This window comes from Caulobacter ginsengisoli, assembly GCF_030814835.1.
Taxonomy (GTDB): Bacteria; Pseudomonadota; Alphaproteobacteria; order Caulobacterales; family Caulobacteraceae; genus Caulobacter; species Caulobacter ginsengisoli.
This window is the reverse complement of the sequence record NZ_JAUSVS010000007.1, coordinates 92,470-113,800: the sequence shown is the minus strand read 5'-3', so window position 1 is coordinate 113,800 and position 21,331 is coordinate 92,470. Positions and strand designations below refer to the sequence as shown.

Genomic DNA, 21,331 nt, shown 5'->3' with positions numbered 1-21,331 from the left:
ATCGACGACGTCGATCATGACCGGCGCGCCGATCCGCTCATGAGCGACTCGACGAGCTTCGGGAGAGCGCCGCGCCTGATAGGAGGCCGTATTTTGAGCGCTCGATTTTGCCGGACTCTGGCGCGTAGTGGGCCTGATAGAAGTCCGGGCACGTTTGATTTCCGGCCGCCCACTTCTCCTGCACTATCCTGATCACCTTGGCCTTGTCGCTCGGCGTTGTGCGGATCCCGAAGATGATGCCAGTCAGGCTTTCGGGTTTGAATTTCAGCTTTCGCGCTGCGGTTTCCTTCGAGCCGCTGAGGCCAGCGCTAAGGACCAACCGATGCTCACCCTCGTGAGCCCAGTCCCGCAATTTCCTGATCGCGGCGTCGTGGTAGCGCCTCCAATAGGCTTGGCGCCATTCTTCGTTTTCGCCCAAGACTTCGTCGGCGCAGATACTGCGCTGGCCGCTCTCATTCGCGAACCAGCTAGAGACCAGAGCCTGCCTACCAAGCCGCCCGAGCGAGCGGAAGAAATCGACCTCGATTGCCGACTCTCCATAGATAACCGGGTCGAATTGGAGATCGGTCCAGCCGAAGATCGGTCGCGTCCCGTCCTTGTTGCCGCCTATCCCAACCTGACCGTAGAGCGGCAGCCGGTACTTCCCGCTCTTGTCTGCGGTGACGCCGAACTCCAGACAGATTCCCCTATGGCTGTCGGCGTAGTTTCCCCACATCGCAGTGTGGCTGTAGTTGTCCGTGAAGCAGGCCGTGTACCAATCCGGGTACAGGAGCTGGTCGAGCCGGTCGATGTAGACGGGCGGGAAGTCGGTGAGGATTGACGTCCAACCGTTCTGCGGGACGGTGTCGTCGCAGAGGCGGATGAGCTGCATCTGCTCAAATGTGTTGGTGGACGCGGCGAAGAGCGCATCCCTGGCCCCTGGCTTTCCAGCCTCCACTTCGACCTGGGCCAGCAGCGCGAAATATTTATCATCCAGAAGCTGCGTCTCACCAAATGCCGCCATTGGCCCGGTGACAAGGCTTTCGGGACCCAGGCGGCGCTTCACGAAAGTCTGCAAGATCGTGGTGACGGCCCGGCCGTGCAGGGTTCGGAAATAGTGCAGCACTTCGTCCCGCCGGATCGGCCCGCGAGCTGCAATCAAGCCCGGATATGCCGCCGCGCGCTCATCAGCGAAGAACGCCCCGCAGATATCGCCGTACATCTCCCTCATCTGCGGAGTCGGCATGTCCTCTTCGGTGTGGAGTGTGAAGTCGTGCTCGCTGATCGCCTGATACTCGCCGCCCATCACCATCGTGGTCATGAGCGTGTGCATCAGACACAGCAGGTAGTGGCGGATGTGATTTTTCCAGACGATGGCATCGCCGTCCCACACAAAATCCTTGAAGCCCTCCAGCGGATCGTTGAGCTGCTCCGGTGAGGAGAAAAAGATTTCGAGATTTTCCAGCTCGGCGCGCATGCCGATCAGGGCGTCAGTCGAGCGGAATCGATAAAGAGATTTCGCGGGCGAAGCGGCCTGCTGATCGGCGGGCGTGTCGGTCATGGTTTCAGGCTTAGTTTTTCAGCGCAGCCAGCGTCTCTTTGGGAAGACGGGCGATCACGCTGAGAAACGCGGCTGCGGTCGCATCCGGCTGGCGACGGCCCTGCTCCCAGCCCTTGAGGGTTGCGAGCGGAATTCTATAGGCGCTCGCAAACGCCTGCTGCGACATCGCAAGCTGCTCTCGCAGCGAGCGCACATCCGGCACCTCCACCAAGTGCTCACGCGCACCGGTCTTGTTTCCTTTTGCATGATCGACCGCCTCGGTGAGGCTGGCGATCAAGTCTTGTCCAAAAGTCGTGCTCATTACGTCCTCCTCTCTGAGGGGTTTTGCTGTTTGAGGCTGGCCGCAAGTGCGGCAACAGCCTTCTTCTCGTCCTGTGTCATGTCCTCGCGCTGCGCCTTGGCGTAGGCCAGCAAGAGGTAAAGCGGCGCATCGGTGTGGTGGTAGAAGTAGATCACCCGCGCACCGCCGCGCTTGCCGCTACCAGCTCGGCCCCATCGCATTTTCCGCACCCCGCCGGTGTCCGGGATAAGGACGCCGCTTTCAGGGTTGCGGGCGATGTGATCGACCAGGGCGGCCCTCTCCTCGTCGCTCCAGATCTTCTCCGCCTGGCGGAGATAGATCGGCATTTCGACGACGGTGAGGAGCTTTGTCTTCATCCAGACCATTATACGTCAATGACGCCCTTTCCGGCAAGGAAATAGTGCGTCATTGACGCCCAGCCTCGCTGGGCCAGGTCTGGTGCGCGCATCCAATCGGCGGACGGTTGGTCAGGGTCCATGGGGCAGGAACGCCCTTGGCCGATGGGGTCCAGGGAGAGAGCGGAAGTCTCTCCTTGGTCATGGGGTTTTCAGGGGCAGCTCGAAGGCTCCCTTGAATGGTGGTCCAGCGTCCACACGATGGTATGGCGCTGAACTAGCTCCGACGTCAGGAGCGGGTGTGGTGAAGCGCCATTGCGCCGGGGGATCCAACGGGGTGCGCAGCGGCCCCTTGGCAAGTGGTTCGGTATCACCGAACACATCTTGCGGTCTGTGTTGGAGCAGAAGGCTTGGCATAATGAGGTATGGATTCGTCGGAGCAGCTAGTCGAAGCGTATCTGAAGCACCTGGACATAGGTGAGGTCGTCTATGAGCCGGATGGGAACGTGCCGCCCGACTTTCTTGTCGATGGCCGCATTGCCGTTGAAGTGCGCCGGCTCAACCAGACTTTCGAGCGAGCGGACGCTGCGGAGGGTTTGGAGACCGGACAGGCGACGATCATCGGCTTTCTGAAGGGGATGCTGCCGAAGTATGGAGCGCCGCTGGAAGGACGTGGCTGGTGGGTATCGGTCTACTTCTGGCGTCCATTTGATTGGAAGCGGATCAAGCGTGAGATCCGGGCGGCACTAGCGGCCCTTCAGAAGGAACCGCCGCTGGATGAAGCCGCGTTCAAGTTCGGCAACTTTGAGATGGATGTGCGGCGGGCGGGAATACCGACGGAGCACTATTTCATGCTCGGTGCGCTCGCGGACCGCGACGCTGGTGGGTTTGTCGGAGCCGAGATCATCCGCAACCTGAACCTCTGTGTTTCGGAAAAGGCCCGAAAGGTCGCGCCGCATCGGGCGAGGTATCCCGAATGGTGGTTGGTCCTTCCCGACCATATCGGAGCAGACCTCAATGCAGAGGAGCGCAGTCAGCTGTCTCCGCACGTCAGCACCGAGGGATGGGACAAGGTGATCCTTCTGCACCCGAACGACCACACGCGGGGTCTCGAAATGTAGTTCTTGGATAAGCCCAGTGGAGCTGAGCTAGACTCTGGGTTGGCCTCCGAGTCGCTGCGACCGCCGGCCTGATGCCGAGCGAAATATGAGGAAGCCACAGAGAACCATTCAGCGCGCGATCGACCTTTCGACAAGCAAGGTCATTACGAGCGACGATCTGCTCCTCGTCGATGCGGATCGCTACCAGGAGATCAGGCGCGGAGCGGTCACCGCCCGTCGCGAGGGCGGCGCGGCATTTGCCTGCGATCTGTGCGGCCATGCTGTGTATGCGCCGCGTGAGCCGACCACGCGCCTTCCGTTCTGGCGACACCACAAGGGAGCGCCTCAAGCTTGCCCGTGGTGGACCGGCGATCCCGCTACGATTGATCAGAACAGCGCCAACCAATTTCAGGGGGCGCAGGAAAGCCCGCTGCATTTGTGGCTCAAGCATCAGGTCGGCGACGGTCTGCGCCGCGATCCGCTGACCGCCTCCGGGTCGGTCATCATCGACGAGTATCTATCGTCTGCAGCGGGAACACGCCGACCTGACGTTCGCGCCGTCCATGACGGGCGGAACATTGCGTTTGAGATCCAACTCTCCAGCACACAGCTGCCGATCATCGACGCCCGCGAGCACTTCTACCAGCGGGAAGGGTTTCACCTGATCTGGCTGGCGTGGAACTTCGTGCCTGTCGAGCGCCGGAAGCTGATCACCGCGTTCGAGGACATTTTCTATTCCCACAGCAAGAACCTGCTCACGCTTGATGACGAGACCCTGGCGCGTTCGGCCCAAGAAGGGCGCTTCCTGCTGAAGGCCTATTGGGAAAAAGACGGATGGTGGGCTTCGGGAGTTTTCGGGCTTAGCGAACTCACCTGGCCGGCCACGGGTCTGCCGTACGCCGTCGAACCACCGTTGCCCTGGCATCTCGATTTCAGGTCGCGATGGCTTGCCGAGGCGGTCGAGTATGGCCCGTCATGGGAGGCCAATCGCGCTTTCATGGCCGAGATTATCGCGCGTCTCGGCCTCCAGCCGGCCACCGTCGATGAGATGATTGAGGCAGATATTCGCGCGCTCCTCAACACGCTGCTTTCGCTAATCGAGGGGAGGCCTATCGCGTCGCGCCAGACGAACCTCGTCGAGAAGCTGCACACCTTCTTCAACGGACCGGTTCGATTGCCCTACGCACGGATTGTGCGAACGGCTGCCATCAGGACCGGCCATCAAGACCTCATGGAGCGGCCGACCACGCGGCAGAAGTATGCAGATGCCATTCGTAATGTGAATCAATGTGATCGCGGCACAATTCCAGGCCAGATTGCCATCGCACTGTTCCCTGATGTCTTTGGTGAGTGAGGATGACTTTCGAGCGGTAAATCGGGATCATGTCTACCTATCGCCCTTACAAGATCGAATTTGAAACAGTGGCGGGCCTCTGCGATGGCGACGTCACCCAGATCAATCTGGAGCACGCTTCGGACGAAGCGGTCTGGCTCCACGAGGAAGTACACAAGCGAATCTTTGAGGGTACGCCCGACGGCCTTCTTCAGTTGGTGGTCGGGTCCAGAACACGACTCTCCCAACGCCAGGACGAAAGAGAAAAGGCAGCTCACCTAACCGAATTTCTTACGCAGGACGCTATGTTTGCCCACGAAGCGGCGGCCACCTTCCAGGGCATAGCGGCCGGAAGCCACGCCGAAATAGATGGGCGGATTTGCGCCCTCAATCGGGACTACAAGCTGTACTTTGATACTTTTGAAATTCCCCTATCGAGGTACACGCAAAGTTGGCATGTGAAGTGCGTGATCTCAGAGCTGGTTTCTGCCTGGGCCTTCAGTTCGCCACGCATCCGCATTCTGGACTGGGATGATTGGTTTTATACGGACATCTACAATGATATTTCGGGACCAACTGACAGGCTAATGAAGTGGTGGGAATCGTGCAAAGATTTCGCTTTCTTTGACGCTTTAGACGACGCGGTTCGCAGGCTCCCGGAGGACAATCTTTGGGAAAATAGCCTGCGAGACATTAGCGATCACGGCCTAAACAATACTCACAGGATTGATTTGAACGGTTTGTCCAGCGCTTCCGGTAAGCAGATGTTGCGCGAAAGAATCGCGCCTGCGGTCTACGAAGCCTTGGAAGAATGCATACCAATCCCCACCGTCTTGGACATTGGCCGAGTAGTACACGGTCGATTTGATCGCTGGTATTTTGCATTCAGAGAAAGCAAGCGCATCAAGAGCGCGTCCGTAGATCGCCTTACCGAAAGTGGACCCGATCAGAGAGATGCCGTCGCTCGGCTCCAAAGGAGTTTAGACTACGGCATTTTGCCTACAGATCGGTCAAATTTCCTGCGGTTTTCGACTGCGGCACTTACAGGAAGCCTTCGCAGAATGCAGCGAGGCGGAATAGCTATCTCGATCATCCAGGGGGTAGACGGTAGGCTCGTCATATACGGCCTTTCGGAACAGGCTATCGAGAGCGAAGTCAATGTGGCGTTCAGGCTTCTCGCCGAACGAGAGCAGATAGCGGAAGTTCTCGACGTAATCACGGAATTCCATAGATCGAACCCGAGAATTTTCTGCGTCTCAGTTATTCAAGCGGACGGCATCGGTTTCTTTGACGAAAGAGAACCCGGGCTAATTTTACCGGAGCGAGAATTCATTGAATACATGGATGATATTCCGCGTATTCAAGAGATTCTGGCTAGCAGCACCCTTAATTTTGGCAACAGTACGCCAAACGAGCGAGTTCGATGCATTCACGGAAAGTACGTCACACCAGCATCGCTCGCAGGCTTGTTGGGCGACTTGCAGGGCAGTGTTGGCTTTGGGCGTGTGGAGTTCCATTCATCCGCGGCAGGGCGACCAACGGCCATCGCCGTATACGTCGGTATTGAGCCCAGCGGAGAGGTGATGATTTGTGTAAACGTACCGAGCTCGCTCAACGACGTAGCACCGTTCATCAACCTGCGAGTTGATGAAGGTGGCTTGACGGAACTCACCCTTAACTTTGGTCTCGTATTGCAACTAATGACGCTCAGCTGTGTGAACGGGCGAGACATACTTTAGGCGAGAGGTGAATTGCTCAGAGTATCGTTGGCTGATCGCCCCAGGCGGGATCGACCTCGATGTTGGAAAAAGGGGAGCCTCTGGGAGCCTGCATGTCATAGGGTAAGCCGCGCCTTTGGGCCGCCCCGTATTCATCGTTGACCAATTCGCGGTAGTGCAGAAACGCTATCCGACCGGCGTCGGTCGTGGCCTCGAAGCATTTGACATGAGCTGATGCGTAGGCCCCGCCAGCATCCAGGGCCAAGCGATCCAGCCTCAAGGCGCATTCCGCAAGAGCGGAGCGGACAGCTTCGGGATCTGAATATGCGTCGATGATCCCTTCCACCTCAGCAGTTTCTTCGTCAAAGTTTGGATACCCGCCGTAGCGAAGGAGGTAGGAAGCCTTCCGTGAGCCGGTATGCGCGGCCCAGTGGATCGGCGACATCAGGGATTCTGGTTCACGCGCGTTTGGATTAGCGCCGGCCATGATTGCATCAATCATAGCTTTGAGATCCTCAGCCTTTGTCGCACCAATAAGTTCAGTGTTGCCTCGCCCCCCGCTGTCCGCATCGTTCAAATCGTCATTCACAAATACTTCCAACCCGCCCCCATATCGAGGGGCAACAAGCAATTCATAGCCCAGCAAAATTGATCGGTGGGAATATGTAGTATTCATAATAGCATAAGCAAAATTAGATGGCAAATTCTCGGATATGCCGAGCCTTTTACATAATACTACATCCGCTAAACTCACCTCTAGAGATGTGGCGGGTCCGGCTTCGCTGTTAACGCGAGCCGTATACGCTAGGCTCTTCCCCGGAAAGGCTGCCGAAGCAGTGCCATCGCTGAACGGCAAGACCCTGCCGTAGTCAATTTTGCTGCACTGAACCATATCAACAGGACCGGTCACGGCGAGATGCCTGATCTCAATGTGAACCTGACCCCCAAGGCCGCTTTGATATATCAGCGCGTGAACCCCTTTATTCTTCTGTGTAATGGCTTCAGGAGATAAATATTCTCCCTCCACAGATGCGATGAGATTCCTAGCGCGGGATTCAATTCTCGTGTCAGCCTGCGCGGTGGCCTCATTTCTCCGCGCCCGACTCTCCAAGCTGCTGAACTCGGCTTCGTTCGCAAGAGGAAGAGAAACAAGGAACGCGCGGAAGCTCGGCAGGTGCTTGGTTAACGCTCGCCGTCGCTGAAAAGCCAAGAGTTCGCGCAAGTCTTCCGGATCAATTGGATCGACGACCAATTGCGAGGGACTCATCCAGTTCCTCGCCTGAAAGCTATCCTCAACTGCCTCGTCGGAGTTGAGAGCCTTCCTTTGGAAAGCGAGAATGTTGTCTATGACCTTGTCGATCGGCAGACGCTTTTGAGTCGGATTGGCGCACAAACGATAGAGAGCTAGCCGCTCCCTGATCAGCACCGCCTGGCGATCCGAAATTTCGTCCGATCTCATTCCGTCCGCCTGACCTAACAGAATCGCCGATCAATGCACCACCGTCTCCCCCTCATAGTCGACGACTTGAGGGGGGAAAATTGCGCCTCTGAAAGTGGTGCATTGTGGCGGTCGAACGAGCTTCAGCGCTGAGGGGCTCGCTTGGCAAGGCCGGGCGGACGCGCCCTTCTCTTCAAGGACCAAGCAAATGCCTGAAGCTGAAGACCGCGCGGAAGACCTCCGCAACATCAACCCACCGCACGTTGTCTACGTGCCGACCGACAAGGAAGCGGAGAACCCGCTGATTGCGCAGATGGCGGCCATCCCCTGGTGGATGGTCAAGATCGGCAGCAAGTGGGCCTCGAGAAGGACCATCGATGAGATCTGCATCGACGCCCTTCGGGACGCCCCGGAGGACACCGAGTATCGGTACTCCGACGGCAAGCCCTACAGCCCGCCCGACACGAGCGAGACCCTCGGCCATCCCCACTATGATCGGGTGAGGGTCATCCTTCGGGCGGCGCTTCACCCCGAGGACTGGAACCCGCAAGTCGGCACGCGGCGCGCGTTGCAGCTGATGATCGCGAGCATGGCCGTCGCTGGTCCCTCGCTCTGGCGAGGCCTCAAGTACGATCCGACGCGGCGGCGCGGCCGGACCTTCAACGAAGGCATCGCCGACGACGAGTAGGAGAAGGCGGGCGGGGAAACCCGCCTGCTGATCCTCGCTAAAACAACGAGAGCTGTTCGTCACCCGGCCGGCGAATGCCGTAGACCTCACGGGCGGCGGCGAGCGTCTTCGTTCCGGCGAAGATCGGGCGTTCCTTCACGATGTTGGCGATCTCCCAGCTGGCCCAGATTTTCAGGCCAGCGCCCTGCCAGGAAATGTCCATCCGGCCCGGGCCGCAGGTCCCGGCCATGATGCCCATGCAATGGCGAAGCGTGGACTCCAGCAGTTCGTCATTCATCGGGCGAACGCCGTGATCCTCCAGGTATCGGGCGAAGGAGCCGGTGGCGACCTTGAAGGCCGCCACCTTGTCCTGCGGGGTGAGCGGGCGGCTCACAGCAGGGCTCCCTGATCGTCGGCCTTGTCGCCGATCTCGCGCATCACGATGCGCCCCAGGAACGGGACCGGGATGGTGAAGCCCTTGCCGTCGGCATGTGGCCAGGCTGCGGCGACTTGGCTCCAGATGGCGTCGGGGCCGTCGCCGGCGACGTGGTAGAGGCGATGCGTGGGCGGCTTGCGCTTGGCGTTGTTGGTCTTGGTGGTCATGGTGTTTCTCCTTTCGGAAGCGCGGGGAATTCCGTGCTTCGTGGGGAGAGGGCCGGATCAGGCCACCGGAGCGGGCCGATCAAACGCCGCGCTGAAGGCGCGCCCGCCACGCGGGAGCGGAGCTGCACAAAGGACCGAAGGGGACTGCGGAAGCGAGCTGCGTTGACCGGGCCGCGGGCCTGATCGACGATCCCCACCTAGAAGCCGTGAATGACCAGACGAACGGGGCGAGAAATCCGAACGCCGCCACAGGTTCAGCCTGGAGTGCATCCGGCCAACAAGATTCTCTCGGTTGCAAAGACGCCGGCAGTGACTGCAAGCTGATCGAAGGCGCGGGCTGGGAGCGAACGAAGATCAAATGGCGGACAGCACGATCAAGGCTCTGACTCTGCTGATCCAGGGAGCCTGGGCGACTGCGGCGCTGATCGCGGCCGCGACCAGCGTCTTTGCGTTGTTCTGGTTTCAGAGGCGGCAGATCGCTTTGACGCGGAGTCAGCATCTCGCCGATTGGGAGGAGCGACTGCGAGCGACCTACCGAAGCTTCTGGGTCGATGAAAAACTGGTGGAGGTAAGATACTGGATCGTCAGCGACACCGGCTATGCGGAAATTCGCCCAATACTCCAGAGGCGGCTAGAGACCGTGGAAAACGTTTTGGGCCAGAAAGACAATCAGAAGCTCGATTTGCTTGATCGATTCTTTGCCATCATATTCAGTACGGACCTGATGGGCGCGTCGAACTTGAGCGACGAACAAGATGTCCGCATCCGTCGACTATATGGGTACTATTGGGTGATCATCGAGCGGTCACGACCGGAACTTCTGGAATACGCCAATCGATTTTGGTTCACGTCATTGAAGAGCCAAAAAATAGAAACCCTGGCCCTGGAAGAGACGAATCCAGACCTGTAGGTCGCCTCACCTCCGTCGCTCCATAGAGATCGGATGATTGCTGCTGTTGGTCGAACTGCCGCTTCAGCTCTATGGCAGTTTCTTCGACTTCCAGCGGTAGATCCTCAAACGCAAATTCCCATGGCGCGTCGGGGCTAGATCGCTTGTGGGCGGTCCCGGTGTTGCAGACGTAATACTCAATGCCGTCGTATGAACATTCTTCAAATGCTTTAAGCATTCAGTACAGTCTCAAGACGAGCGACAGAAGTCAACAATATTGACTAAAACGCTATGCCGCCAGGTCAAACCGACGGAAGTCGCGCTTGAGGGTGTCGGTGGAGACGTCGAGGTCGTCGGCGATCTCGTCCAGGGTGGCCGCGCCGACCAATACGAAACGATGCGCTTCGATGACTTGTGCTGCGGTGAGCAGCCTCGGCCGGCCGACATGAACGCCGCGCTCGCGAGCGGCGCGCATCCCCGCCTTCGTGCGCTCCGATATCAGTGACCGCTCGAACTCGGCGATGGCGGCGATGACGTGGAAGACCAGCCGCCCGGCGCTGGTAGTGGAATCGATGCCATCGGTCAGGCTGATGAAGCCGCAACCCTTCACCCGCAGGCCATCGATCAGGTCGATCAGCGAGCGCACCGAGCGGCCCAGCCGGTCGAGCTTCCACACCACCAGCGTATCTCCGCCCCGGAGCGCCGCCAGCGCCGCCGTCAGGCCTTCCCGCTCTGCCTTCGCCCCCGAGACTCCATGGTCGCTGAACAGGCTCGCGCAGCCGGCGGCGCGAAGGGCGTCGAGCTGGAGGTCGAGGTTCTGGTCGTCGGTCGACACACGAGCGTAACCCACGCGCCGGGGCAAATTCTCCATGGCGATCAAGCTCTTAGGGTGAAGCAAAAGGGAAGCCTTTTGCCGGGCGCTTTCCGCGCCTCTTGCGATCCCATTCGCGGGCAAAATATACGCCCGTTTACAGTAAAAATCAAGATTGCCGAAATATTCGACCCCTATTCCTGCGCCAGCCGCAAAACGGTTCCCTTTCGCGGGAAGGTCTAAGCTGTAGTTACAGGGCAGCAAGGGCCTTCCGGGTGTGTCGTTGACAACGACAAGCATGGGAGCCGCCGAATGGCCGCGCAGCTAAGCAGACGAGGATTTCTAACCGCAGCAGCCGCACTTGCGGTCGCGCCCGCCGCTGCTCATGCGCAGGTTACCCCCATTTCCCAGATCGATTTCCCGATGAGCGACGCACGCAGCATCGGTCCTAACTCCGTTCGTTTCGGCGCTGCGCAAGGAACCGAACGTCAGCCGAACATCGCTCTATTCGGAGTCACGAAAGAGCGCTGGCCCGAAATTCGGACCGGGATTCAGCAATCTATTGCCAATGGTTTTCCCCCGCGCGTCGTCTTCATGGGGCCAACCGATGCGCCGCCCTCTCTCGAAATTTACGCCAAGGGCATTCTGGTGACGCGCCCGATCGACCCGAACACCATGCCCGCGCCGCGCCTGACCGCCCTGATAAAGAACGTCTATGCCGAGATGTACCCGACGACGTTGGCCTCCGCATCGCCGACACCCAGTCGCTAGTTCCACCCCTATCGAGTGGCGTATCTCACAACCCAATCTGAATGATCGTGGGCTAGCCGTTCATGGACCGCGTCGGCTGCGCTCCTAGCTGGGCAGTCAGTTGAGGGTCGTCGACCTTCGGTGCTGCGAGCGCCGGATCAGCCGCCAATGCGAACTGCGGCGACAGCGGCGGGGCCGCTATGGGCGTTGGCGCGACACCTTCGGCGACAGAGCTTTGCGTCGGCGGATCATCAAATGAAAAACTGGCTCCTCCCGTATCGGCGACGGAAACGACATCGGAAACAACCTTGCCGTTAAACACGGCGCTTTCTGCCTGGACATCCGCATCCTCACCCTTGGCGACAATTGCCGCGACGGTGGCCTTCGCTTCAGCGCTGTCTGCCTGGAACGTTGCCGCTCCAAGTTTCTGAACGCCGGGCGTCGTCGCTCTGAGACGGAGCGCCTCGGCCTGGAGTTCCGGACTATCCGGATCCGCATCCATCCGCGCCGACAGGTCTTCCGCTTCGCTCAAGCGGTCTCGCAAAACGCTGCCTCTTTCAATCTCGGCATCGCGGCTGCGCGTCGCCGCCGTGATTTCTGTATCGAGGAGCGCGCCCGCGTCGTCACCTTCAAGATCGCTGGCGGTCAGACCCGCCGCGCGTATCAGCGCCGCCTGCGCCGGATCGTTCGGGTCAAGCTTTCCGCTGTCATGCAGGCGCTTCAATTCCGCGAGCGCCGCGATCTTGCGGTTCCAGGCCGCGACCTTCCGGTCGCTCTCGGCGATCTCATCCTTCAATCGCTGGATATGTTCGTCCAAGGCCTTGCGGGCCTGGTCCATCGCAAATTTGGTCTCGGCCTCGCGGCGCTTTTTTTCCTCGGCGGTGTGGTGGCTGTCTTTCTGGCTGCTGCCAGGGCTGCGATAGCCGACGCGTTCGGACACATCACCATCGCCTCTGGCGAGGTTGAGCAAAGTCGCGTTCAAGCGCTTGGCGGCGTCATCGACCAGCGAGACATCATCGGCCGGCGCTGCCATCGGCCGGGACGGTTGGTCCCACGGCCTGAATCGCAGCGGCACGCGCGCTCTTAGCTCTTCGATTTGATCCCCTCGTAACCCCATGACACACACATCTGAATTTCACACACTGGGTGGCTTCTATTGGCCACCACAGAGAATATTCTAGTATGTCTCGGTTAAGTTGAGGTTAATTATGAAAATAGCATTTTAGTCAAAGTTGATTAAAATGCGATGCGATATTCCTATTTGCTTACAGTTACTTATCGCACGTTGTTTCCAAGCGGGACCGTTCTCGGGTCGTGAATACAAGCCCTGTCGCGGTGGGGGTCGTAGCAAGCCTACCCAGCACGTAGGTCCAATGGGCCGGCGCGACCGACTTTGCCTCGCCATAGACCCAGCTGCGAACGACACGGGCATTGAGACCGGGCGGAAGATTGGAGCCCTCGACCAGGGATGCCACGGTCGCACAGGTCCGGATCAGCTCCGCCTCCAATCCGCGCCGCATGTCGGTGGTAAGGGGCTGCTTCTTGGACGATACGGGCCGTCCAGTGACGGGCGTCGCGTCCGGCAAAGCCCGATAGAGCGTGAGGACAAGATCGGCGTGGCCTGGGTCGATCTCTTTGGAGAGACCGGAAAGCCATCGATTGATCAGCCGAGGCGTCAGGTCCGCCCGCAGGCCGGGCGCATCCTTCAGAAGCGCCAACACCGTGACGCCCGTGCGCTTAATCTCGGCGCGGAGCTTCGCGCGCGCGTTCGTGGAATCTGATCTGCCCCCCTTCTGTTTGCTCATTCCGGTCAGCATCGGCCGCCGAGCACTGCTGGGTCCAACTTCGCGAGCAGAAGGCGGCCCAAATCCTGTGGGCAACTTCCGCCAGGGGGACTCGCGGGAACCCCCCGAGATCAGTTCGCAAGGCTTCTAAGCTTTCGCAGCGACCACCTGCGAGGTTTCCATGCGCGACAACACCAATCCGTTTCAGCAGCCGACAGCGCCGCAAAAGCCGGCAACGCCCCTCTCGAATGTCATAGCGGGCATCGTAACCTTCTTCGCCACACCGCTCATCCAGAGCGCCAGCCTAGAGCCGTTCCGCGACTTCACGGTCGATCAGTACGGCTATGACTTTGAGTGGATCGTCGATCCCGCGACCTGGGTTGGAAGCGCGGCCCTCACGTTCTTCGGCGTGCGCGCGATGGTCCCGAGTGTGCTGAAGGTTGTCGATTTTCGCTGGCTTGATCGTTTTCTTCGGTAGTTCCCCCCAGCTCGCGCACGACGCGGCTTCATGTTGGCTCCGGTTTCGTCACCCGACGAAATGCAGCGAGGAGCCAGAACATGACGGTGTACAAGGAAACCGGCAAAATCCTGGAACCGGTCCCGGAGAAGCAGAAGATCGAATGGGGCGGCATCGTCGTCGTCCTGGTGATCGTCCTGATCGTCGCCAGTCAGTGCAGCTAGGGGCCGCGAGGCGACGGCGGGATATCCCGCCGTCGCCTCAAAGCGTTGTTGCCAATGGGTTTCTATCAAGATCACCGCGCAGGCTCGGCGCGATGGGCCCAACTCCCGGACGTTGAAGCCGCGGGCCTCTGTCGCGGGCGCGGCTTCCATTTGGGATTTTTCGAGGGCCGCGCGCTCGCGAGCGACGACGACGGCCCGGTCTTCATCGCTGCCGGCAGCGGCGCGGGCAAGCTGACCTCCTGTGTCGGCTGGCACGCGATCAACGATCCGGGTCGCAACGTCTTCGTGGATATCAAAGGCGAGATCACCGTGATCTCGATCCACAACCAGGTGCGCATGGGCAAGGCCGCATATGTGCTCAACCCACATCGGATGCACGGCCTGCCTTCGCACGTCTGCAATGTGCTGGCTCATCTGCGGCCAGACTCGATCACCCTTCGCATCGACATCAAGCTGATCGCGGAATTCCTCATTCCCTCGAAGTCGGGGGGAGACGGGAAGTTCTTCGAGGACCAGGCGCGCGCGATCCTGGAGGCCTTCATCCTCTACGATGTGCTCGCCCGAGGGCGGACGTCGCTGCCGCGCGTGAAACGCATGGTCGACGTCATCCAGGGCGATGTCGGCCAGTGGCAATCGCTGGCGGAGGCTATGGCCGCAATCGGTGATGAGGACATCGCCGCGACAATCGACGCGCTCGTCACTATGCAGCTCGATGCCGGAAAGACTTTCGCGTCGGTGATGGCCGAGGTTCGGAACGGGTTGGCGTTTCTCACGGATCCCGCCGTCCGCGACGCACTCGATGAGGACGCCGACTTCACGCTTGAGCAAGCGCTTTGCGACCCGGTGAAGCCGGCGAACGTCTATGTCGTCGTCAGCGGCGAGATGATGGGCGTGCTGGCTACCTACGTGCGGGCGGTGCTTGGTATCTCGCTGATCCTTAAGGGACGCTCGCCAAGCACGCCCCGCGTGACGTTCGTGGTCGATGAGGCCCCACAGCTCGGCAAGGCCGACTTCCTCCTTCGCTCGATGACGGTTGGGCGCGGTCTAGGCGCGCGCACGATTCTGATCGCGCAAGACCTCGGGGCACTGCGCCGCGTGTACGGATCGGAAGCCGAGCAAACCTTCCTGGCATCTTCGCCGACGCAACTCTGGTTCGGCATTCGCGACCGGGAAACGGCGTCGCTGCTCTCCCGGTCATCGGGCGTGCAGTCGCTGTATTACGATGACCGCCTTCAGCAGCAACGAGCCGCTCACGCTCGCGTTCAAGCTATCCGGAGCGCCATGGATGGCGGCGGCATCGGCGCTGCGCTCGAAGCCCGCCACCAAGCACGGCTTGAAGGCCACCAGATGATGGTGGCGCGGCCCTTGATCACCGAAGACGAGGCGCTCCGCATGCCCGATGATCTGTCGATTGTCCGCGTGAGCGGCACGGGTTGCCCACCGATCCTGGTGAGCCGCCCTCGCTACTACGAGGATCGGCACAATGCGGGCCGCTATCATCCCAACCCCTACGTCGGATCGCAGGACACGGTTCAGGTGCGCGGCTTGCTCGGCATGAAGACCGTCCGCGTCATCCGCGAGCCAGTCCCCGACGCCTTCGCTCACCTGCCGCAATACTGCGGCGGTGAGTGGTCGTACATCGAGGGCTATCGCCCGGCCTAACCGAAACACACCATGGGAAAGTTCGACGACCTTGCTGCCGCGCGCGCCGCGATCATCACCAAACGCGAACTAGAGCAGTTGAAGACCAACCGCGCCGCACCCGGCGCTCATCAGCATCTCCGGCCGGACGGCGTCGAGGCCTCATCTATTCAATCCGGGGCCGTCGAAGCTGACGAGCGTAGGATCGCGCATATCGAGACCCGCTTTGGAGTCCTCAAGGAGCAGGCCTCCGCCGAGCATCGTCTTTCAGCGCTCAAGGGGCATGCCAAGCGAGGTTTCGGCCACGACCGCTAGGCATTCCGCATACAGGGGCACTCAATCTGTACATGTTTTGTTCTTTGTGGCAGTGTAGTGGAGATTTCCTACTAACTGCGTACGCCGCCTCCCGGCTCGGGAGGCGGCGAATTTGTTTGGACCTTCCCCCCACCGGATAGGGCGGATGGCGTCAACATTCTTCAACCTTACAACTTGGAATGCGAAGCGCGCCGTCGGGCGCGGTCGCGGAACTGCGTCCCCATGCCCTTCGACTTCGACCGATACCGCCCCATCGCCGACGCGCTCGGCCTTGGTGATGCGGACGCACGGAACATCGCCGAGACCGTCTACAATTTCGTCGGCGTCATCGTGGCTGAGGAGTTTACGCGCGCGCGTCCGGCGCAAAGTTGTGGACAGGATTTTGGACGCTCCGCAGCCGGAGACGGCTACGTGGTACAATTGGCATTGAATTCAATCAGGAAAACCTTTGGCACGGTGGCGATCTAGAGCCGCCGCAATGGAGTCAGCATGAAAGGAACAGAAGGAAGAAAGGCGATCCTCTACTGCCGAGTGTCGAGCAAGAAGCAGGCGACCTCCGGGACGGGCCTAGGCTCGCAAGAGCGGGCCTGCCGTGAACACGCGAGAAGCCTGGGGCTCACCGTTGACCGAGTTTTCATTGACGACATGACAGGCGGCGTCACGACCCGCCCCGGCATGCAGCAAATGCTCGCCTTCCTCCGGAAGCACCGGAAGGAAGGCTATTATGTCGTCATAGACGACATCGAACGCTGGGCGAGAGACGTCGTCAGTCACTGGCAGTTGCGCGCCTCACTTGCCGAGGCCGGCGGCATTCTGATCTCGCCCTCGATGGAGTTCGGCGACACCTCGGATCTCAGACTGGTCGAGAACATCCGCGCCAGTGTTGCCCAGCATCACCGCGACCATAACCGTGACCAGACCTTAAGCCGCATGAAGAGCCGCGCCCTGAATGGCTGGTGGCCGTTCGCCATCCCTCTTGGCTATCGCTACGAAAAATCAGCGGGCAACGGCAAAGTCTGCGTCCGGGACGAGCCCTTGGCCTCGACGCTTCAGGAAGGCCTTGAAGGCTTCGCCTCGAACCGCTTTGAGACCCAGGCCGATCTGGTGCGGTTCTTTGAATCACGCCCGGAATTTCCGCGCGACCGTCACAACAGGGTCGAATATTCGCGTGTCCGCCACCTGCTCGCCCGCGTCTTCTACGCAGCCATGATCGATCATCCGCGCTGGGGCATTCACATGGTCCCCGCCAGGCACGAGCCGCTGATCACGCTCGCCACATGGAAGGCTATTCAAGACAAGCTGAACGGCAAGACCAAGTTTAGGCCGAGGCCAGAGGTTGAAGGCGAATTCAGCCTGCGTGGCAGCGTTCTGTGCGAATGCGGAACGCCGCTGACCGCCTGCTGGTCGCGGGGCTCCAAAGGTAAGCGCTACGCCTACTATCTCTGCCCCGACCGGACGCGAGCCTGCGCCAACTACGGCAAGTCCATTCCTCGCGAAAAGATCGAGGGCGAGTTTGAGACGCTGCTACAGTCGCTGACGCCAGCGCCCGGATTGATCGCGCTCGCAAGGGAAGCAATCCGCGATCATTGGGAACAGCAAACGCGGTCTGCGCGACGCCTGATCGAAGCGGGCCAAGCGGAGCTAACGAAAGTCGAACGCAGCATCGACCAGTTGCTCGACCGCATTGTCGAAGCTGACAGTGAGACCGTCATCGCCGCCTATGAGCGGCGTGTGCGCTCCCTTGAAGAACAGCGGGCGCTGCTGAAGGAACAACTCGTGCGAGGAGGCGAACATAAGCCAAGCCTCAAGAATGCAGTTAGAACCTCTCTCGCGTTCCTATCAAATCCTTGTTTTTTATGGACTTCTGGGTCTCCATCGGAGCGCAGAATAGCCGCCAGGCTGGCGTTCCCGAACCGGCTGACATATGCACGAAACACAGGGTTTAGAACCCCGACAAGCGCTTCAATTTTCAGAGTTTTTAGTTCTGAGAAGAACCTCAAAACAGAAATGGCGCACCCGACACGATTCGAACGTGTGACCTTTGCCTTCGGAGGGCAACGCTCTATCCAGCTGAGCTACGGGTGCGGATCGCTGGGCGAGGCGGGGTCATAGCGGAAAGGTCTGGCGGGTGCAAACGGCCCCTTTAGCGAGTCTTGGTCAGGCCGCCGCCATGTAGACGAACCTGGCGACGAACAGGGCGGCCAGGACGTAGAGCAGCCAGTCGCCGACCCTGGCCTGGCCCCGGATCAGCTTGAGGGCGGCGTAGGCGATCAGGCCGACGGCCAGGCCGTTGGCGATCGAGAAGGTCAGCGGGATCATCACCAGGGTCAGGAAGGCGGGGATGGCGACCAGGGGGTCTTCCCAGTCGGCCTGCGCCAGCGGCGCCATCATCATCGCCCCGACCAGGATCAGGGCCGGGGCCGTGGCGGCGGCGGGGATGGCCTGGACCAGGGGGGCGGCGAAGAGGGCGATCAGGAAGAGGAGGCCGGTGACGACGGCGGTCAGGCCGGTGCGGCCGCCGGCCGCGACGCCCGAGGCGCTCTCGATATAGCTGACCGTGGTGCTGGTGCCGGCCAGGGACCCGACCACGCTGGCGGCAGCGTCGGCGAAGAGGATGCGGTTGAGGCGGGGGATCGTGCCGTCGGGCTGGGTCAGGCCCGCCTTCTTGGTGACGGCGACCAGGGTGCCGACATTGTCGAACATGTCGACGAAGAGGAAGACGAAGAGAATCTCCAGGATGGCGGCGCTGAGGCCCCCGCCGCCGAGGCCCAGGGCGCCTGGGATGTCGAGCTTGAAGGCCGTCGCGGTCATGGCCTCGAAATCGTAGGGGATGGGCTGCCAGTGGACGAGGCCGGTGATCCAGCCGGCGGCGGTGGCGGCGAGGATGCCGATCAGGATGGCGCCCTTGACCTTCCAGACCTGCAGGGCGCCGATGAGGATCAGGCCCAGCAGGGCGACCCCGACGGCCGGGGTGTTCAGGGGGCCGAGGCCGACCAGGGTGTCGGGGTTGGCGACGACGATGCCCGCCTCCTTCAGGCCGATCAGGGCGATGAACAGGCCAATGCCGGCGGCGATGGCGGCGAACAGGCTCTTGGGGATGGCGTTGACGATGAGTTGGCGCACGCCCGCGAAGGTCAGGATCAGGAAGACGATCCCGGAGATGAACACGCAGCCCAGCGCGACGGGCCAGGGAATGCCCATGCCCTTGACCACGGTGAAGGTGAAATAGGCGTTCAGCCCCATGCCGGGGGCCAGCGCGATCGGGTAGTTGGCGAAGAGGCCCATCAGGATCGAGCCGACCCCGGCCGCCAGGCAGGTGGCGGCGGTGACGGCGGCGATGGGCATGCCGGCCTGACCCAGGATCGCCGGGTTGACCAGCACGATATAGGCCATGGTCAGGAAGGTGGTGGCGCCGGCCAGGACCTCGGTGCGCACGCCGGTGTTGTGGGCGCTGAGCTGGAAGGTGCGCTCCAGGAAGCCCGGCTTTGGGGTGGTGGTCTCGGTCATGGCTGCGCCCCCGCGTGAGGGGGCTAGCTTGCTTGCGTGGTTTGGGGCGTCAAGGTGGGTGAGGATTAAACGCGAACAACGCGAACAACGCGAACAAGCGGAGCCAATCGGCCGAAGGCCTGTGATCAGAACGACCCTTCGGGTCCGGGCTCAGGTCGGCGCGGGTCCGTTCGCGTTGTTCGCGTTGTTCGCGTTCAAATTCCTCCTTCGGACAGGAAGCATCGTCGCCAGCAAGGATTGACCACGGACAACACAGACAACACGGACGGAAATCACTGAAGCCGGGGTATCAGCGACCCTGCGGGTCAAGGCGCGGGAAAACGCGGCCGGTCCGTGTTGTCCGTGTTGTTCGTGGTAAAACTCTAATCCCGCGTGGGATCGGCCGCGCCGGGCGCGTCGTAGGTCAGGGCCAGGAAGACGTCCTCCAGGTCGGGATCCTCGGTGGCGATGTCCTTGATATGCAGGCCGGTGGCGCGCACCGCCGCAAGCACCTGTTCGACGCTGGACTGGCCGGTCTTGTAGGTGACCGCGAAGCTGCCGCCGGCGCGCAGCTTGGTCTCGAAGCCGGCGAGGACCGGGACGTCGGTCACCGGCTCTTCCGGGGTGACCACCACGTTGCGGGTGTCCAGGCGGCGCAGCAGGGTCGAGGTGGGCTCGCAGGCGGCGACCTCGCCGCGGTTGATGATGGCGATCTGGTCGCAGAGCTCCTGGGCTTCTTCCAGATAGTGGGTGGTCAGCACGATGGTGACGCCCAGCTGGTTGAGGCCGACCACATAGTTCCACAGCTGGCGGCGCAGCTCGACATCGACCCCGGCGGTGGGCTCGTCGAGGATCAGGACCGGCGGGTTGTGGACCATGGCCTTGGCCACCATCAGCCGGCGCTTCATGCCGCCCGACAGCTGGCGCACATAGGCGTCGGCCTTGTCGCCCAGGCCCATGGCGTTGAGCAGCTCGGCGGTGCGGCGCTCGGCCTTGGGGACGCCATACATGCCGGCCTGGACGTTGAGGCTCTCTCTGGGGGTGAAGAAGACGTCGGCGGCCAGTTCCTGCGGGACGACGCCGATGGCGGCGCGGGCGTCGCGCGGCCGCTCGTCGATGTCGCGGCCCCAGATCTTCACCGTGCCGGCCGACTTGCGGGTCAGGCCCGCCAGGATGTTGATGAAGGTCGACTTGCCGGCCCCGTTGGGGCCCAGCAGGCCGAAGATCGAGCCGCGCGGGATCTTCAGGTCGATGCCGTTCAGGGCCAGCTTGGCCGGGGTGGTCTTGGTGGCGGCGTAGGTCTTGATAAGGCCCTGGGCCTCGATGGCGTATTCGGGAAGATCCATGATGTCCGTCAATTGACGCCCGGGCCGGGCCTCGCATAGGTAGGCCGCGAGGACGGCCACGCCAAGGCCGCCCCGTCTTCAGGGACTAAAACTTCATGGCCAAAAAGCCAGCCGCGAAAGCCACCGCCATCCAGGGCGCGACCGAACCGACCTACGGCCAGTCCGCCGGGCCGGCGCCGGAGATCGTCTATGTGCGCAGCCACCGCATCGCCTGCGAGGGCGTGGGCGGGGCGCTGGGCCACCCCAGGGTCTGGCTGGAGATCGGCGCGGCGCATTTCGTCGACTGCGGCTACTGCGACCGCCGCTTCGTGCTGAGCCATGACGAGATCCCGGAAGACGAACGCCTGGCCCCGGGCGTCTATGAGGGCGCCGGCGGGCACTGAACCGCCGCTATTTTTGTCCACGAACCACACGAACCACACGAACGGGTCGGCGCTGACTGAGCCCTGACCCGTAGGGTCGTTCAAAAGACAGCCTTCGGTGACTAGCCGTTGATGGCTCCGTTCGTGTGGTTCGTGGACAAATTCTTCCTTCATTGAAGTCCGATTTCCGCCAACTAGGGGGCTGACAGAACGATGGTTTGACCCCATCTT

Annotated in this window: 24 protein-coding genes, 1 tRNA gene and 1 pseudogene; 13 read left to right on the top strand and 13 right to left on the bottom strand. The window is 61.1% G+C overall.

Features of this window, described 5'->3' with window-relative positions; all coding sequences use genetic code 11:
- Positions 1 to 37: 37 nt before the first annotated feature.
- The 3 genes from QO010_RS16835 to QO010_RS16825 are packed head-to-tail and all read right to left on the bottom strand — an operon-like array spanning position 38 to position 2,197.
- Positions 38 to 1,540 carry a hypothetical protein gene (locus QO010_RS16835; RefSeq protein WP_307351027.1) on the bottom strand — a complete coding sequence of 501 codons (1,503 nt, stop codon included), beginning with the start codon at positions 1,538 to 1,540 and terminating at the stop codon, positions 38 to 40.
- A gap of 10 nt (positions 1,541 to 1,550) precedes the next feature.
- Entirely contained in the window at positions 1,551 to 1,841 is a 291-nt protein-coding gene (nadS, locus tag QO010_RS16830) for a NadS family protein (protein ID WP_307351025.1), read from the bottom strand.
- On the bottom strand, positions 1,841 to 2,197 hold the full coding sequence (locus QO010_RS16825) for a type II toxin-antitoxin system RelE/ParE family toxin (protein ID WP_307351023.1): 357 nt from the start codon (positions 2,195 to 2,197) through the stop codon (positions 1,841 to 1,843). Before QO010_RS16825 ends, nadS begins: the two co-directional genes overlap by 1 nt.
- Positions 2,198 to 2,601: 404 nt before the next feature.
- On the opposite strand from QO010_RS16825, the gene QO010_RS16820 reads away from it, so the two are divergent.
- From QO010_RS16820 to QO010_RS16810, 3 genes are all read left to right on the top strand, one after another.
- Positions 2,602 to 3,297 carry a hypothetical protein gene (locus tag QO010_RS16820; protein ID WP_307351021.1) on the top strand — a complete coding sequence of 232 codons (696 nt, stop codon included), beginning with the start codon at positions 2,602 to 2,604 and terminating at the stop codon, positions 3,295 to 3,297.
- Positions 3,298 to 3,382: 85 nt separating this feature from the next.
- Positions 3,383 to 4,630 carry a DUF6035 family protein gene (locus tag QO010_RS16815; RefSeq protein WP_307351020.1) on the top strand — a complete coding sequence of 416 codons (1,248 nt, stop codon included), beginning with the start codon at positions 3,383 to 3,385 and terminating at the stop codon, positions 4,628 to 4,630.
- 29 nt (positions 4,631 to 4,659) lie between these two features.
- Entirely contained in the window at positions 4,660 to 6,348 is a 1,689-nt protein-coding gene (locus QO010_RS16810) for a hypothetical protein (protein ID WP_307351019.1), read from the top strand.
- Positions 6,349 to 6,364: 16 nt separating this feature from the next.
- Here QO010_RS16810 and QO010_RS16805 read toward each other — a convergent pair whose 3' ends face one another.
- Positions 6,365 to 7,786, bottom strand: a complete 1,422-nt coding sequence (locus QO010_RS16805; protein WP_307351018.1) for a hypothetical protein — start codon at positions 7,784 to 7,786, stop codon at positions 6,365 to 6,367.
- Between the two features lie 187 nt (positions 7,787 to 7,973).
- On the opposite strand from QO010_RS16805, the gene QO010_RS16800 reads away from it, so the two are divergent.
- Positions 7,974 to 8,453: a hypothetical protein gene (locus QO010_RS16800; RefSeq protein WP_307351015.1), complete on the top strand. Its 480-nt coding sequence runs from the start codon at positions 7,974 to 7,976 to the stop codon at positions 8,451 to 8,453.
- A 37-nt stretch (positions 8,454 to 8,490) separates the two neighbouring features.
- On the opposite strand, the gene QO010_RS16795 is transcribed toward QO010_RS16800, so the two are convergent.
- The gene (locus QO010_RS16795) at positions 8,491 to 8,826 is read right to left on the bottom strand and encodes a hypothetical protein (protein WP_307351013.1); all 336 of its coding nucleotides are present in this window, start codon (positions 8,824 to 8,826) and stop codon (positions 8,491 to 8,493) included.
- The gene (locus tag QO010_RS16790; RefSeq protein ID WP_307351012.1) at positions 8,823 to 9,035 is read right to left on the bottom strand and encodes a hypothetical protein; all 213 of its coding nucleotides are present in this window, start codon (positions 9,033 to 9,035) and stop codon (positions 8,823 to 8,825) included. The genes QO010_RS16795 and QO010_RS16790 overlap by 4 nt, the downstream gene beginning before the upstream one ends.
- Before the next feature lie 358 nt (positions 9,036 to 9,393).
- On the opposite strand from QO010_RS16790, the gene QO010_RS16785 reads away from it, so the two are divergent.
- Positions 9,394 to 9,945, top strand: a complete 552-nt coding sequence (locus tag QO010_RS16785; RefSeq protein WP_307351010.1) for a hypothetical protein — start codon at positions 9,394 to 9,396, stop codon at positions 9,943 to 9,945.
- A gap of 268 nt (positions 9,946 to 10,213) precedes the next feature.
- Here QO010_RS16785 and QO010_RS16780 read toward each other — a convergent pair whose 3' ends face one another.
- Positions 10,214 to 11,035, bottom strand: a complete 822-nt coding sequence (locus tag QO010_RS16780; RefSeq protein WP_307351009.1) for a recombinase family protein — start codon at positions 11,033 to 11,035, stop codon at positions 10,214 to 10,216.
- A 12-nt stretch (positions 11,036 to 11,047) separates the two neighbouring features.
- Between QO010_RS16780 and QO010_RS16775 the strand changes: the two genes are divergently transcribed.
- Positions 11,048 to 11,506: a twin-arginine translocation signal domain-containing protein gene (locus tag QO010_RS16775; protein WP_307351007.1), complete on the top strand. Its 459-nt coding sequence runs from the start codon at positions 11,048 to 11,050 to the stop codon at positions 11,504 to 11,506.
- Positions 11,507 to 11,558: 52 nt separating this feature from the next.
- Here the strand turns inward: QO010_RS16775 and QO010_RS16770 are convergent, their stop codons facing one another.
- Together QO010_RS16770 and QO010_RS16765 are read right to left on the bottom strand one after the other, a co-directional pair.
- On the bottom strand, positions 11,559 to 12,518 hold the full coding sequence (locus QO010_RS16770) for a hypothetical protein (RefSeq protein WP_307351006.1): 960 nt from the start codon (positions 12,516 to 12,518) through the stop codon (positions 11,559 to 11,561).
- A gap of 238 nt (positions 12,519 to 12,756) precedes the next feature.
- On the bottom strand, positions 12,757 to 13,290 hold the full coding sequence (locus QO010_RS16765) for a hypothetical protein (protein ID WP_307351004.1): 534 nt from the start codon (positions 13,288 to 13,290) through the stop codon (positions 12,757 to 12,759).
- 160 nt (positions 13,291 to 13,450) lie between these two features.
- On the opposite strand from QO010_RS16765, the gene QO010_RS16760 reads away from it, so the two are divergent.
- From QO010_RS16760 to QO010_RS24025, 6 genes and pseudogenes are all read left to right on the top strand, one after another.
- Positions 13,451 to 13,747, top strand: a complete 297-nt coding sequence (locus tag QO010_RS16760; RefSeq protein ID WP_307351003.1) for a hypothetical protein — start codon at positions 13,451 to 13,453, stop codon at positions 13,745 to 13,747.
- Between the two features lie 80 nt (positions 13,748 to 13,827).
- Positions 13,828 to 13,950: a hypothetical protein gene (locus tag QO010_RS16755; RefSeq protein WP_307351002.1), complete on the top strand. Its 123-nt coding sequence runs from the start codon at positions 13,828 to 13,830 to the stop codon at positions 13,948 to 13,950.
- A 54-nt stretch (positions 13,951 to 14,004) separates the two neighbouring features.
- A complete protein-coding gene (locus QO010_RS16750) occupies positions 14,005 to 15,612 on the top strand; it encodes a type IV secretory system conjugative DNA transfer family protein (RefSeq protein WP_307351001.1) in 1,608 nt (535 codons plus the stop codon).
- Positions 15,613 to 15,624: 12 nt separating this feature from the next.
- On the top strand, positions 15,625 to 15,906 hold the full coding sequence (locus QO010_RS16745; protein WP_307351000.1) for a hypothetical protein: 282 nt from the start codon (positions 15,625 to 15,627) through the stop codon (positions 15,904 to 15,906).
- A gap of 222 nt (positions 15,907 to 16,128) precedes the next feature.
- A complete protein-coding gene (locus QO010_RS16740; protein ID WP_307350999.1) occupies positions 16,129 to 16,374 on the top strand; it encodes a hypothetical protein in 246 nt (81 codons plus the stop codon).
- 21 nt (positions 16,375 to 16,395) lie between these two features.
- Positions 16,396 to 16,848 (top strand): annotated as a pseudogene (locus tag QO010_RS24025) (recombinase family protein); the annotation flags it as partial.
- 699 nt (positions 16,849 to 17,547) lie between these two features.
- Here the strand turns inward: QO010_RS24025 and QO010_RS16735 are convergent.
- The 4 genes from QO010_RS16735 to QO010_RS16720 form a co-directional block, all read right to left on the bottom strand.
- Positions 17,548 to 17,700 carry a hypothetical protein gene (locus tag QO010_RS16735; protein WP_307350997.1) on the bottom strand — a complete coding sequence of 51 codons (153 nt, stop codon included), beginning with the start codon at positions 17,698 to 17,700 and terminating at the stop codon, positions 17,548 to 17,550.
- A gap of 214 nt (positions 17,701 to 17,914) precedes the next feature.
- Positions 17,915 to 17,991, bottom strand: a tRNA-Arg gene (locus tag QO010_RS16730).
- Positions 17,992 to 18,063: 72 nt separating this feature from the next.
- Positions 18,064 to 19,413: an NCS2 family permease gene (locus QO010_RS16725; protein WP_307350995.1), complete on the bottom strand. Its 1,350-nt coding sequence runs from the start codon at positions 19,411 to 19,413 to the stop codon at positions 18,064 to 18,066.
- 362 nt (positions 19,414 to 19,775) lie between these two features.
- Positions 19,776 to 20,738 (bottom strand): ABC transporter ATP-binding protein, encoded by a 963-nt coding sequence (locus tag QO010_RS16720; protein WP_307350992.1) that lies wholly within the window; start codon positions 20,736 to 20,738, stop codon positions 19,776 to 19,778.
- Positions 20,739 to 20,833: 95 nt separating this feature from the next.
- On the opposite strand from QO010_RS16720, the gene QO010_RS16715 reads away from it, so the two are divergent.
- On the top strand, positions 20,834 to 21,121 hold the full coding sequence (locus tag QO010_RS16715; protein ID WP_307350990.1) for a zinc-finger domain-containing protein: 288 nt from the start codon (positions 20,834 to 20,836) through the stop codon (positions 21,119 to 21,121).
- The last annotated feature ends 210 nt before the right edge of the window (positions 21,122 to 21,331 follow it).